Source organism: Pseudomonas sp. DR48, assembly GCF_019823085.1.
Classification (GTDB): domain Bacteria; phylum Pseudomonadota; class Gammaproteobacteria; order Pseudomonadales; family Pseudomonadaceae; genus Aquipseudomonas.
This window is the reverse complement of the sequence record NZ_CP081946.1, coordinates 5,518,843-5,532,227: the sequence shown is the minus strand read 5'-3', so window position 1 is coordinate 5,532,227 and position 13,385 is coordinate 5,518,843. Positions and strand designations below refer to the sequence as shown.

General features: G+C 61.2%; 10 protein-coding genes. 3 read left to right on the top strand and 7 right to left on the bottom strand.

Annotated features, from left to right (window positions below):
- Positions 1-299: 299 nt before the first annotated feature.
- The 7 genes from K5K95_RS25035 to K5K95_RS25005 all read right to left on the bottom strand — a co-directional run bounded on the left by K5K95_RS25035 (position 300) and on the right by K5K95_RS25005 (position 8,972).
- Entirely contained in the window at positions 300-1,640 is a 1,341-nt protein-coding gene (locus K5K95_RS25035) for a glutamine synthetase family protein (RefSeq protein ID WP_409999707.1), read from the bottom strand.
- 20 nt (positions 1,641-1,660) lie between these two features.
- Positions 1,661-2,215: a helix-turn-helix domain-containing protein gene (locus K5K95_RS25030; protein WP_222586590.1), complete on the bottom strand. Its 555-nt coding sequence runs from the start codon at positions 2,213-2,215 to the stop codon at positions 1,661-1,663.
- A gap of 25 nt (positions 2,216-2,240) precedes the next feature.
- Positions 2,241-3,530 (bottom strand): NAD(P)/FAD-dependent oxidoreductase, encoded by a 1,290-nt coding sequence (locus tag K5K95_RS25025; RefSeq protein ID WP_222586589.1) that lies wholly within the window; start codon positions 3,528-3,530, stop codon positions 2,241-2,243.
- Between the two features lie 68 nt (positions 3,531-3,598).
- Positions 3,599-4,783, bottom strand: a complete 1,185-nt coding sequence (locus K5K95_RS25020; protein ID WP_261398052.1) for a patatin-like phospholipase family protein — start codon at positions 4,781-4,783, stop codon at positions 3,599-3,601.
- 99 nt (positions 4,784-4,882) lie between these two features.
- A complete protein-coding gene (locus tag K5K95_RS25015; RefSeq protein WP_222586588.1) occupies positions 4,883-5,980 on the bottom strand; it encodes an AI-2E family transporter in 1,098 nt (365 codons plus the stop codon).
- A 78-nt stretch (positions 5,981-6,058) separates the two neighbouring features.
- On the bottom strand, positions 6,059-6,694 hold the full coding sequence (locus K5K95_RS25010) for a response regulator transcription factor (protein ID WP_222586587.1): 636 nt from the start codon (positions 6,692-6,694) through the stop codon (positions 6,059-6,061).
- Positions 6,695-6,698: 4 nt separating this feature from the next.
- Positions 6,699-8,972 carry a PAS domain S-box protein gene (locus K5K95_RS25005; RefSeq protein ID WP_222586586.1) on the bottom strand — a complete coding sequence of 758 codons (2,274 nt, stop codon included), beginning with the start codon at positions 8,970-8,972 and terminating at the stop codon, positions 6,699-6,701.
- 229 nt (positions 8,973-9,201) lie between these two features.
- On the opposite strand from K5K95_RS25005, the gene K5K95_RS25000 reads away from it, so the two are divergent.
- The 3 genes from K5K95_RS25000 to phaR all read left to right on the top strand — a co-directional run bounded on the left by K5K95_RS25000 (position 9,202) and on the right by phaR (position 13,364).
- Positions 9,202-10,824: an acyl-CoA synthetase gene (locus K5K95_RS25000; RefSeq protein WP_222586585.1), complete on the top strand. Its 1,623-nt coding sequence runs from the start codon at positions 9,202-9,204 to the stop codon at positions 10,822-10,824.
- A 77-nt stretch (positions 10,825-10,901) separates the two neighbouring features.
- Positions 10,902-12,674 (top strand): acyl-CoA dehydrogenase C-terminal domain-containing protein, encoded by a 1,773-nt coding sequence (locus K5K95_RS24995; RefSeq protein ID WP_222586584.1) that lies wholly within the window; start codon positions 10,902-10,904, stop codon positions 12,672-12,674.
- Positions 12,675-12,818: 144 nt separating this feature from the next.
- The gene (gene phaR, locus K5K95_RS24990) at positions 12,819-13,364 is read left to right on the top strand and encodes a polyhydroxyalkanoate synthesis repressor PhaR (protein ID WP_208668147.1); all 546 of its coding nucleotides are present in this window, start codon (positions 12,819-12,821) and stop codon (positions 13,362-13,364) included.
- Positions 13,365-13,385: the final 21 nt, after the last annotated feature.

Sequence of the window (13,385 nt, the reverse complement as noted above, 5' to 3'; positions counted from 1 at the left end):
CTGAAACCTTACGGTTCCAGGCGTCTTTGCCTGTTCTTTTGCGGTGTTGAAACCAGACGTCTATGCCTGACTCACCGATGTTGCTCACGGATCGATCGTCGTTGACCGAGGGAGCTGCCCCCGACTGCATTCACGGTGGGCCTTGATCGATGTAATGCAGCGTTTGTGCCAAACCCGGATTATCCGGGTCCAGCGGCTTGAACCGGTGCTCACATCCTGCGGTGCGCAGCGCTTTGTGCCTTGGCTTAGTGCATGCCGAAAGGCCCGGGCTTTATAAAAGTGCATTTCCCCCGCCTGGCCTACAGATACCAGCGATACTCCCGGGCACTGATTTCCTGCATGAACGCCAGATGATCCTGACGCTTGTTCTCGCAATACACATCGACGAACTCCGCGCCCAGTCCTTCCCGCAGTTGCGGTTGATGCTGCATGGCGCGCACCGCTTCGAGCATTTCCAGCGGGAAGTCGACCCCACTGCTGCGGTTTTCGTTGAGCGGCGCGATGGGCTCGTTGCCTGATTCCAGGCCATGTTCAAGTCCCACCAGAATCGCCGCCAGCACCAGGTACGGGTTGGCGTCGGCACCGGCCAGGCGATGTTCGATGCGCAGGTTTTTCGCATCCGACTCAGGAATGCGCAGGCACGCGTCGCGATCCTCAAAACCCCAACTCGCCCGCGTGGCGATGTTCGTCGTGCCGCCCAGGCGGCGATAAGCGTTCTGGTTCGGCGCGAAGATCGGCATGCAATGCGGCAGCAGTTCCAGGCAGCCCGCCACGGCATGGCGCAGTGATCGCTGTTGGTTTGCCGCCAGGATGTTGTTGCCTGCCGCGTCGTACAGACTGACGTGCACGTGCATGCCGCTGCCTGGGTGCTGCAAGTAAGGCTTGGCCATGAAGCTGGCGCGGTAGCCGTGTTTCAGGGCCACGCCTCGGCTGCTACGACAGAACAACGCCGCCCAGTCGGCCGCACGCAAGCCATCATCGAGGTGACCGAAATTGATCTCGAACTGCCCCGGGCCGAGTTCGGCGGTGATCACCGTGGTGTCGATGCCTTGCGCCTGCGACGCGGCGACCATGTCATCGAGGACCGGCGCAAAGCGTGACAGGCGCTCGATGTGCATGTTGGGTTGATCATCGGCATCGTCCGTCAGGCCATCCCGAGGAAACTGCGGCAGCCCGTCGCGCAGATTTTTATCGAACAGATAGAACTCCAGCTCGAACGCCACCACCGGATGAATGCCTTTTGCCGCGAGCCTGTCGAGCACCTGCGCCAGTACTTGGCGAGGTTCGAACACGATCGGTTTCTCGGTGCCGTCGGAGGTGATCAGCATCTGCCCCAACGGCTGCGCTTCCCAGGTCACCGGCTTCAGTGTGCCCGGCACCAGCCGGCGCAGCGCGTCCGGGTCACCGTCGTTGAAGCAGTAATCGCCGATCTTGAACAATCCGCCTTGCACACCCAGCAATACGCAGTTTTGCGGCAACTTCAGGGCGCTGCCGGCGGCGACCTTTTCGAGCATTTCCACGGGGTAGCGCTTGCCGTAAAAGTGCCCCGGTATGTCCAGGGAAATCAGGTCGACGTAACGTACGTCAGGGTGGCGTTGGCGAAAGGCACGCACTTCGGCCAGCAGATCAGCGTCCATCATGGTTGGTCCTATTGTGGTTATCAGGTATAGACCCAGAGCACTCGCGTGAGATGCCCGGTCAGGTTGCCGTAACGGCAACGGGTGTGACTGTCGAACTGAAAGCTGTCGCCGGCGAACAAGGTGACCGGGTCGTCATCGCCCAGCCACAGCGTCAACTCGCCCTCGAGCACGTAACCGCCCTGCTCCGAGCTGTCACTCAAGTGCCGGTCGCCACTGCTGGCGCCAGCCTCGAGATGACTTTCGAGCATGGAAAACGAGGCCCGCATCTTCGGCGACACCAGAATGTCGGTAATGCCATTGGCGTAGTACAACGTGCGGCGCTCGTCCGGGCGGGTGACCCATGGCAGCTCCTTGGGTTTGGGCAGGCTGTAGAAATAAGTCGTCGGCACGCCCAGGGTTTCGCTGATCGCGGTCAGGTCGGCAACGGTGGGCCGAGACAAGCCGCGCTCGACCTGTGAGAGAAAGCCGACGGAGCGGCCGATTTTGTCGGCCAGGTCCTTCAGGGTGTATTTCTTGTGCTTGCGCAGATCGTGGATAAGGATCGCCAGCGCGGCGATTTCTTCTTGCTTGTTCATGCCTGCCATTCCGCCAAGTGATTCATCAGATGCTGTCGCGCAGTCGATACCACGCCTTGCCGATGGCTTCCAGCGGTGCCGCCAGGTATTTACCGCCGGGAAAGCTGGCGTTGCTCAAGCCTTGATACAACGCCAGTTCATCCGGCTGACCAAGAATGGCGTCAGCCACGGCGCGGGCGGCGGCCAGTGTCGGCAGCACGCCATGTCCTGAGTAGCCCTGAAGCCAGTAGCGATCACCGTGGCGCCCGATGTCCGGTGTGCGTTTGAGCGTCAGGTCAATGTGCCCGCCCCAGGCGAACTCAAGCTTCACGCCTTTGAGTTGCGGGAATACCCGCTCCAGAAACGGCCGCGTGGCGCCGGCAATGTCCTTGGGCAGTCCGCCCAGATACGTACAGCCTCCGCCAAACAGCAGGCGGTTGTCCGGGGTGCGACGGAAATAGTCGAGGACGAATTGGTTATCGGTGACACAGACGTTGCTCGGCAGCAGTAAGCTGGCCTGCTCGGCGGTCAGCGGCGTCGTGGCGACTTGATACGTCCCCACCGGCAACACGCAACTGGCCAGTTTCGGATCGAGCCGATCTAGGTAGGCATTGCAGGCCAGCACCAGCACATCCGCACGGATCGATCCGCGCTCGGTGTTGACCCGGAACCGACCGCCCTCCTCTTGATAACTCAATGCCTTGCTTTGTTCATGGATGCGCCCGCCGGCCTGCTCTATCGCGGCGGCCAGGCCGAGTGCCAGTTTCAACGGGTTGAGATGCCCGCCCTCAGGGTCATAAAGGCCAGCCTGATAACGCTCGCTGGCGACCCATTGCGGTAACTGCTCACGGCTGATGAACCGCAAGTCATGGTGGCCCCATTTGTGGCTGGCTTCGCGCTGCCACTCGGTGAGCAGACCGACGCGACGGGGCATGACCGAAGTCCACAAATGCCCGGCCCGGTAGTCGCAGTCGAAACCATGGCGAGCCGGTAATTCACGCAGCTCCTGCGCTGCCCAGCGCATGCCATCCCACAACCGTCGCGCGCGTTCGTAGCCCAGCGCTGCTTCCAGCGGCGGCATGTCACACGACCAGCCGAGAATGGCCTGACCACCATTGCGTCCCGAGGCTGCCCACGCCACGCGGCTGGCTTCCAGCAGTGTCACGCGCTTGCCGGCCAAAGCCAGGCGCAGCGCGGTGTGCAAGCCGCTGAAGCCGGCGCCGATGATCACGATCTCGGTGTCTTGTTCGCCGCTCAGTGCAGGTCGGGTGGTCAGGCGATCAGCGCAACTGTGGGCGTAATAGCTGGCGACATGCTGCGTGGACTGCTGAAACATACAAGCCTCATGAAATTATCTTTTTATAATTTCATGAAAAACTACAGCATAAATTTCATTCAGACAACTCACCTGTTCGGCGATTTATGCCACGGATAACCTTTCGCACTGAGTTCGAAGGCGTAATCGAACAGACGCTTCATGTATGCGCCGTCGAATTTCTGATTGCGCGGATGAAGGAAATCGGCGCCGATGTACGCCAGATTGAAGTCCGCCCCGTCCTGCTGGGCGATGCGGTAAATCCGATCGAGGTCACTGATCCCCTGGGTCTGGATCAAGGTGCTGATGGCGCGGCCGCCGATGCTCAAGGTACGGCGCTTGGTGCCGGCCCATTGCGGTTCCAGCTTGCCGTTGCGAATGACATAGAAATGCCGGTCGCGGCGGATACGCGCGCCGCTCACGCTGTTCAGCGCCATCACCGTGCCCGGCGGGTAAAGGAACACCTGCGTGAGCACGCCACCATCGACGTGCATCTCCTGAAACGGTTTTCCGTCCACTTCCACATCGATCATGACCGGTGAGACGGCACCGGGAATGCTCATCGAGGCGACCATGATGTTGCGAAACAGGTCGAGCGCTCCCGGCGCTCCGCTGGCGGCAATGGCGCCCATGTTCCAGGTAACGGGCCGCCCGGCATCGAGGTCGGTGGTCCCGATCATCAGTAGCCGGCCTTTGGCGTACTGCGCAGCGATGGCTGCCAGCACCTCGGCGGTGATGTATTTGGCAATCAGTCGCGCCAGGGGTTTGCTGTCCGCGATGCCATCGCTGGTCAGGCGGGTCAGCACACTTCGCGCATGGAAAACGTCTTTGGGGCCGATTGCGCTGCAGATCCCCAGAATGATCTCGTCGTACTCAGGCCCCAGGTAAGCGAACGGGGCAACCAGTGCGCCTGCGCTGATCCCGGTGACGACCTTGAACGTCGGTCGCGATCCATGCAGGGTCCATCCGGCAATGATGCCTGCGGCGAAGGTGCCGGCGTCGCCGCCCCCTGAAATGGCCAGGTAATAGCCCCGCGGCAACGTGTCGTCGGGCAGTTCTTCGTCGGCGTGCGCCTGGGCCTCGCGATCGTTGGCCAGGGTCGCGTCCGCGATGAACGTCGACAGGTCCCGATCCAGCCAGTAACGCGCATTCGGGATACCTGGGATGACGGCGTGTTCCGTCAGCGCTTGCGGCACAGCCTCGCGGCGTTGCAGGCAGCCTTCGCGCAACATGTTCATCGTCGAGGCGCTGGGCCTGGGCAGAAATGGTTTCAAAACGCCTCCTCCGGTCCCCGCCATCAACAGAGCACGCGCTCGACTCACTGGGCAAGTTGGCCTCGGCGGTCATGCTCGCGGTCAATGCCCATGGCCCCCTCAAACGGGCGGCGGCCTTCCACCTTCCTGCGATGGGTCACGTACCCATTGCCAGAATAATTGATAGCCGACCGCAAGGACCACCGGCCCGATGAACAGCCCGATGATGCCGCTGGTGACCATGCCACCCAGCGCGCCGATCAGCACCACCGGCATCGGTACGTTGACACCGCGCCCCAGCAACAAAGGTTTGAGTACGTTATCTACCAGGCCGGCAACGAACACATAGATGGAGAACACGATGACGGCGGTGGTGGCCCCCTCATTGGCAAACACATAGACAATCACCGGAATGGTGACCAGCGTTGCCGGCAGCTGCATGATGCCCAGCAGCAGGACCGCGATAGCCAGCAAACCAGCGCCGGGAACCCCTTTGACGACAAAACCCAGGCCGACCAGCAGCATCTGGATGAAGGCGATGCCGACCACCCCCAACGCGACCGCACGGATCGTGGCGGTGCACAGGTCGGCGATTGACGGCCCCCGGTCCGGGCCGCTGATGCGCGAGGCGATCTGCACCGCGCTGCGCCTGCCGCTTTCGCCGTAGGCCATGAAGATACCGGCGATGATCAAGGCGAAAATGAAGGTGAGAAACCCCATGCCGACGCCGGCCAGCTTACTCAGCAGGCCCAGGCTTACCTGTTTTATCTGCGGGAGGTACGTTGCCGTCAGCTCGGGGAGATTGGTCGAGGCCTGTAGCCAGAGCGCCGAAACCCTCTTGCCCACGACTGGCCAACTGGCGACCGATTCGCTGGGCGGTGGAATCTGGAAGCCGCCGCCTTTTACCAGTGCCACGGCCTGCGTGACCGAGTCGGCAATCGAGATGCCCAGCAGATAGACCGGCACCATCAGGATGACGATGGAAAACAGGATGATCAGGGTCGCGATTCGTCCCTCTTTCTGCCCCAACGGCCCCTTGAGTCGTTCTTGCAGGGGGTAAAGGGTGATCGCCAGGATCACCGACCACAGCAACAGGTCGCGGAACGGACTGAAGATGTTGAAGCAAAACAGCACCAGGACGGTGATCAGCCCGGCACGAATCAGGACATCGAGCAAAGTATGAGAAAGGGCTTTTTCGGAAATCGGCGCGGGCAACATGCTGCCTCCTTGCAGATTCACTGCACAGGAATGGGGTCGATTAGCCCAGCATAGACGCACAATTACCGACGTGAGAGATCAGCGTAAATTCAGTGGATCGACCATCCCCGCCGCAATGGCCATGCCCACCAGGTCCGGCAAGGTATTAGCCTGCATGCGCTTCATCACCCGCGAGCGATACAGATCGACGGTTTTGGCGCTGACGCCCAATTGCTCGGCGATTTCACGGGTGGTGTAACCCTGCACCAGCGGCAGCAACACATCGCGCTCGCGCGGGGTAAGTGTCAGCAGCCGTGCCTGCAAGGCTTCGTGGCCGCGGTTATCCGTGCGGCTCGCTGCGCATTTGCTGAGCGCCTGTTGCACGCTGTCGAGCAACAATTGCTCGTTGTAGGGTTTCTCGATGAAGTCATGGGCGCCGGCCTTGAACGCGCGAACCACGATAGGTACATCGGCGTGCCCGCTGACGAAAATGATCGGCAGGTTCAACTCACGGGCGCGCATTTCTTCCTGCACGTTCAACCCTCCCATGCCGGGCATGCGCACATCGAGCAGCACACAAGCATAGAGCGTTGCATCACAGGCATTGAGAAACTCGACGCCGCTGGTAAACGGCAATGCCTTGAGCCCGACCGACTCAAGTAACCAGACCGTTGAATCGAGCATGCCCTGGTCATCATCGACCACATACACCACGTGCTCCGTCGCACCTGCCATTACGTCATTCCTGTTGTTGTTTTGTTGGGCCGGCCAGCGGCAATTGGCAGCACATCAGCAGCCCGACCGGTTGACGCCGGGCCTGCAACTCGCCACCGAAGCCTTCAATGATGCTGCGGCTCATGGACAAGCCAAGGCCCAGGCCATCGGCCTTGCTGGTATAGAACGGGGTAAATATCTGCTCCAGTTCGGGCTCGCTGACGCCCGGCCCCTGGTCTTGCACATCGATTTGCACGGTGGCGCCACTGCCCTGCCCGACCGTCATCACGATCAACGAAGGCTGCCCGGGGTGTTGTTCGCGATTGGCGTCGATGGCGTTGCGCAACAGATTGAGCAGCACCTGCTCCAGCAGCACCCGGTCGGCATAAACGGGCGGCAGATTATCCGGCAGGCGATCCTCGATTGTCACTTGGCAATTGCTCGCTTCCCAGGCACACAAACGCACGGCCTCGCGGGCGACATCGGTAAAATTCAGCGCCTGCATGCGCCGCTGGCCTTTGCGCAGAAACCCCCGTAGACGCCTGATCACCTCTGACGCATGCGTGGCGTGATGGGTAATGCGTTCCAGCCCTTGTGCCACTCGGGTAGCGGCCTGAGGATTGGAATCCAGCGTCTGTAAATAGCGCTGGCTCGCGTTGGCATAATTGACCACGGCGGCCAATGGCTGATTGATTTCGTGGGCGATGCCCGAGGCCAGTTCACCCAGGGTGACCAGCCGTGCGGTGTGCGCCAGTTCGTCCTGATGGCGACGCTGTTGCGCTTCACGCAATTCGCGTTCGGTCATGTCCCGCGCCACCAATGAATAGTAGCGCTCGCCACCGGCCGAACGGTGCGCCAACAGCACCAGCGACACAGGGACGGAAGTCCCGCCGGGTGCCTGTAACCGTGCATCGGTGCTCCACACACCCTCGCGTTCGGCGCTGCTCCAGCCGTCATGCTGCAGGCGTGTCAGGTCGGCACTGGCGAACAGTTGCGCCAGCGTCGGCATCGGTTGAGTCTCGCCGATCCCCAGAATGCGTCGTGCGGCCGGGTTGAGGTACGTCACGTGCCCGTCCGGGTCGAGAAACAACACGGGATCGATGTTGGCTTCAACCACTTCGGCCAGGCGCCGCTTGTTCTCTTCCACCTGCACTCGGGCGGTGATGTCCCGCGATACGCTGACCACCTCGACCACTGCGCCGGTGTAGGTTTCACGAATCGCCCGGCAAGCGGTTTCGAACCACAGGTAATGCCCGGCTCGATGACGGATGCGGTAGGTCATCGTGTGATAGCCGTCCTGCTCCAAAGCGTCCTTCGCACGCTGCACCAGGCTGGCGAGGTCCTGACCATGGAACAAACCCTGGGCCATTTGCCCACGCAGCTCTTCAGGCCAGTAGCCGAGCAATGTCCAGGACGCCGGCGAGGCATCGAGAAAACGCCCGTCTGGCGTATGGCGTGAAATCAGGTCTGTGGTGTTCTCGATGATCAGCCGGTACAAGCGGCGTGCCGTGGCCGCTTCACGCTCAGCCAGCACTTGCGTGGTGGCGTCGCGGCAACGGGCGAGCACACGGTTTTCCTGAGGGTCGGGGATAAACGTCCAGATCAGAATCTGCTCCTGGAACTGCGCTTCGACCCCTTCGATAGCCCGTTGCTGATCAAGGCAGGCGCGTACCAGCAACCGGTAATTGCCCGGCAAAAAGCCCGGCACATCGGTCAACGGTTTCTCTGCGAGCAAGGCCAGCAGCGCGGCGTTGAATTCCAGCGGCCGTCCCTGCGCATCCAGCAAGAGACTCGGTTGCGGATCGTGACCCAACAACGGTGAGCCGCGCAGCATTCCGTTAACGCTGCTGAGCAAGGTTGTCAGCAAGTCCTGCACCCAACCCAGCCAGTCAAGACTGATGCCTTCGCACACTTCCACCAGCAATAACCCAGGCTGCCCCGAAGTCAGCGCCAGATCAAACACCTGGCCGTGGCTGATAGCGGCGCGGCGCAATCGACCGGACAACCAGCAATCGAGTTGCCGTACTTGCGCCAGGTCCAGGCGCCCGGCCTCCACCAGTCGATCAAATAGCAACTGATCGCTGGCCAGCGATGGATCACCCAATCCCGGCGGGAAGTGCTGTGCGGCACCCTCATGGCTGTAAATCCCTGCCTGTGGCTGCCAGCTCAGATACACCGCCCGGCGCACCTCTGGACAGTCCTGTAACGCATGGCACAACGCATCGGCCCGGGCGGCCAGAGACACCCCCTCACGTTGCAGGCGCAACCAGCTGTGCAATCGAACGGGCGTCAGGGTCATCACAGGTCCGCTTTGTCGGGGGCGCCAGAATATACCGGCGTTGGCGGCAGGGCCGCATTCATTTAGAAGCAATGGAATCAAATATAGTATAACTACTATACTGCGTAGGTTGTACTTCCATATCCGTGGCGGATTGTTATATAAAGTTGGCCGGACATAAAGGGTGACCGCAACGGCTACGCTGAACAGGTCATCCATAGAGCTAACAATCAGCCACCGAGTACCCGTCATGTCGATTTATGAACAAGGGCTAGCCCCTTCGGCTGTCAATCACATTGCATTGTCGCCTCTGAGCTTCATCGAGCGCACCGCCAGCGTTTACCCTCACTACCCCGCCGTCATCCACGGTTCGATTCGCCGCACCTGGGCGCAGACCTACACCCGGTGCCGACGCCTGGCCTCGGCACTGGCCGGTCGCGGGATCGGTAAGAACGACACGGTGGCCGTGATGCTGCCCAACATTCCCGAGATGCTTGAAGTGCATTTCGGCGTGCCGATGATCGGTGCCGTGCTCAACCCGCTCAACGTACGCCTGGATGCCGAAGCCATTGCGTTCATGCTCCAGCACGGCGAAGCCAAGGTGCTGATTACCGACCGCGAATTCCATGACGTGATTCGCGCGGCCGTCGGCATGCTCGATCACCCACCGCTGGTGATCGACGTCAATGATCCGGAATACGGCGAAGGTCAGGCCGTCAGCGACCTGGACTATGAAGCGTTGCTGGCCGAAGGCGATCCGGCATTCGCCTGGCAATGGCCGGAAAGCGAATGGCAAGCCATCTCGTTGAACTACACCTCAGGCACCACCGGCAACCCCAAAGGCGTGGTTTACCACCATCGCGGCGCGTACCTGAACTCGCTGGGCAACCAGATGACCTGGGCGATGGGCAACCATCCGGTGTACCTCTGGACGCTGCCGATGTTCCACTGCAACGGCTGGTGCTACCCGTGGGTTATCACGGCCATGGCCGGCGTGCATGTGTTCTTGCGCCGGGTCGACCCGCAGAAAATCCTCACCCTGATCCGCGAGCACCAGGTGACGCACTTGTGTGCGGCGCCCATTGTGCTCAATGCTCTGGTCAACATGCCGGAATCGGCAAAAGCGGCCATCGACCACCCGGTCAATGCAATGGTCGCGGGTGCTGCACCGCCGGCCAAAGTGATCGGTGCCGTGGAAGAAATGGGCATCAAGGTCACTCACGTCTACGGCCTGACCGAAACCTATGGCCCCGTGACCCTGTGCGCCTGGCATGCCGAGTGGGACGAGCTGCCGCTCGATGATCGGGCACAGATCAAGTCCCGCCAAGGGGTGCGCTACCCGACGCTGGAAGGCGTGATGGTCGGCGACTCGAAGACCCTGGAACCGACCCCGCGCGACGGCCAGACCATCGGCGAGATCTTCATGCGCGGCAACACCGTGATGAAGGGCTACCTGAAGAATCCGACCGCCACCGCCGAAGCCTTTGAGGGTGGCTGGTTCCATACCGGTGACCTGGCGGTGTGTCATCCCGACGGTTATGTCGAGATCAAGGACCGACTCAAGGACATCATCATTTCTGGTGGCGAGAACATTTCCACCATCGAACTCGAAGGCGTGCTCTATCGCCATCCGGGCGTGATGGAAGCCGCCGTGGTCGCCCGTCCGGATGAAAAATGGGGCGAAACGCCTTGTGCATTCGTCACCTTGAAGGCTGACCATCAGGACGTGCGCGAAGCTGACATCATCAGTTTCTGCCGCGAGCACCTGGCCGGGTACAAAGTGCCGCGCACGGTGATCTTTACGCTGTTGCCGAAAACGTCTACCGGCAAGATCCAGAAATACGTGCTGCGCGACAGGGCCAAAGCGCTCTAGTCCGAACCGATGTTACCGGCACGGTCTGCCGTTGCGGCACCGTGCCCACTGCACAATGTCCTTTTGAGGTTCACCTGATGCCCCAATTCAACGCTCCGCTGCGCGACATGCGCTTTGTGCTGCATGAAGTGTTCGATGCGCCAGCCTTGTGGGCGCGCCTGCCAGCCCTGGCCGACAGCGTCGACGCCGCCACCGCTGATGCCATTCTCGAGGAGGCGGCGAAAGTCACCTCACAGTTGATTGCCCCCTTGAACCGCAGCGGCGACGAGGAAGGCGCGCAGTGGCTGGATGGCCAGGTCAGCACGCCCGCCGGTTTCAAACAGGCTTATGCCACCTACATCGAAGGCGGTTGGGTCGGCCTGTCCGGCAACGCCGAGTTCGGCGGCATGGGCATGCCGAAGATGCTCGCCGTGCAGTTTGAAGAAATGCTCTACGGCGCCAACTCAAGCTTCGCCCTGTATTCGGCATTGAGTTCCGGCGCCTGTCTGGCACTGGATGCCCACGCCAGCGACACCCTGAAAAACCTCTACCTGCCGCCGATGTATGAAGGCCGCTGGGCCGGCTCGATGTGCCTGACCGAAGCCCACGCCGGCACCGACCTGGGGATCATCCGTACCCGCGCCGAACCTCAGGCCGACGGCAGTTACGCCCTCACCGGCAGCAAGATTTTCATCACGGGCGGCGATCAGGACCTGACCGAGAACATCGTGCATCTGGTACTGGCCAAACTGCCGGATGCACCGGCCGGGCCCAAAGGCATCTCGTTGTTTGTCGTGCCTAAAGTGCTGGTCCATGCCGACGGCTCCCTGGGCAATGCCAACGCAGTGAGTTGCGGCTCGATCGAACACAAGATGGGCATCAAGGCCTCGGCCACTTGCGTGATGAACTTCGACGGTGCCAGCGGCTGGCTGGTCGGTGAGGCCAACAAAGGCCTGGCGGCGATGTTCACCATGATGAATTACGAACGCTTGTCCATCGGCATCCAGGGCATCGGGTGCGCTGAAGCGTCCTATCAAAGCGCCGTCGCTTACGCCCGCGAACGTATTCAGAGCCGTGCCCCGACTGGCGTCGTCGCCCCGGACAAAGTGGCCGACCCGATCATCGTTCACCCTGACGTGCGCCGCATGCTGCTCGGCATGAAAGCCATGACCGAAGGTGGCCGTGCCTTTGCCAGTTACGTCGGGCAGCAGCTCGATCTGGCGAAGTTTTCCGATGACGCCCAGGAGCGCGACAATGCGCAAAACCTGGTCGCGCTGCTGACCCCGGTGGCCAAGGCGTTCTTCACCGACACTGGCCTGGAAAGCTGCATCAACGGCCAGCAAGTGTTCGGCGGCCATGGCTACATCCGTGAATGGGGCCAGGAACAATTGGTCCGTGATGTGCGCATTGCGCAGATTTACGAAGGCACCAATGGCATTCAGGCGCTGGACCTTCTCGGTCGCAAAGTGCTGGCCGACAACGGTGTCGCCTTGCGTCAATTCACTGCCCAGATTCGCCACTTCGCCCATCAGCCAGACGCGCCGTACGCCGGGCAGCTGTTCGATGCCGTGCAGCGTCTCGAAAGCCTCAGTGACTGGCTGCAGGACCAGGCCGCGTCCAACCGCAATGAAATCGGCGCGGCGTCGGTCGAGTATCTGCACTTGTTCGGTTACGTCGCCTACGCCTGGCTCTGGGCGCGCATGGCCCAGGTCGCCCGGGCAAAACTTGGCGAAGACGAAGGGTTTTATGGCGCGAAGATCGCCACTGCCGACTTCTACATTCACCGGCTTCTGCCGCGCATCCTGAGTCTGGAGCAATCCATTCGCGCGGGCAGCGCCTCGTTGTACGGCCTGAGCGCCGAGCAGTTCTAACGATTGAACCGTGCGCGAGCGCCCCGCTCCGGAATGCATCAATGGACGCTCTGCGTCCGGTCTTGGGACGCGGAGCGTCCCGGGCTGCATTCCCACGCGGAGCATGGGAACGATCACCCGCGGCAGTGACGATAGTAGGTTAAGATGCCTGCAAACCAGGCTCGCCACGAGACACCCCGCATGCCAGATACGCCCCGTCTGATCAAGAAATACCCCAATCGCCGACTCTATGACACCCACACCAGCAGTCATTTGACGCTGGCGGACATCCGTCAGTTGGTCGTCGATAAAGTGGCGTTTCAGGTGGTCGATGCCAAGAGCGGCGAGGACCTGACGCGCAGCATCCTGCTGCAAGTGATCCTGGAAGCCGAAAGCGGTGGCGAGCCGATTTTCACCAGCGAGATGCTGATGGGGATTATCCAGTTCTACGGCCCCTATCAAGGCGTGCTCGGCAGCTACCTGGATAAAAGCATCCAGACCGTCATCGACATTCAGTCCCAGACCGGTGCGCAATCGTCCGAAGCCTGGAGCGCCTTCATGCATCAACAGGCCCCGGTCATGCAGGATCTGATGCGTCAGTATGTCGACCAGTCCAAGGCGTTGTACCTCAATACCCAGAACCTGTTCGGCATGTTTGGCGCTAAACCCGGCACCGATAACGGGCCGAAAAAAAATGGCGATGGGGAATAATCCCATCGCCATCGGTGCCGC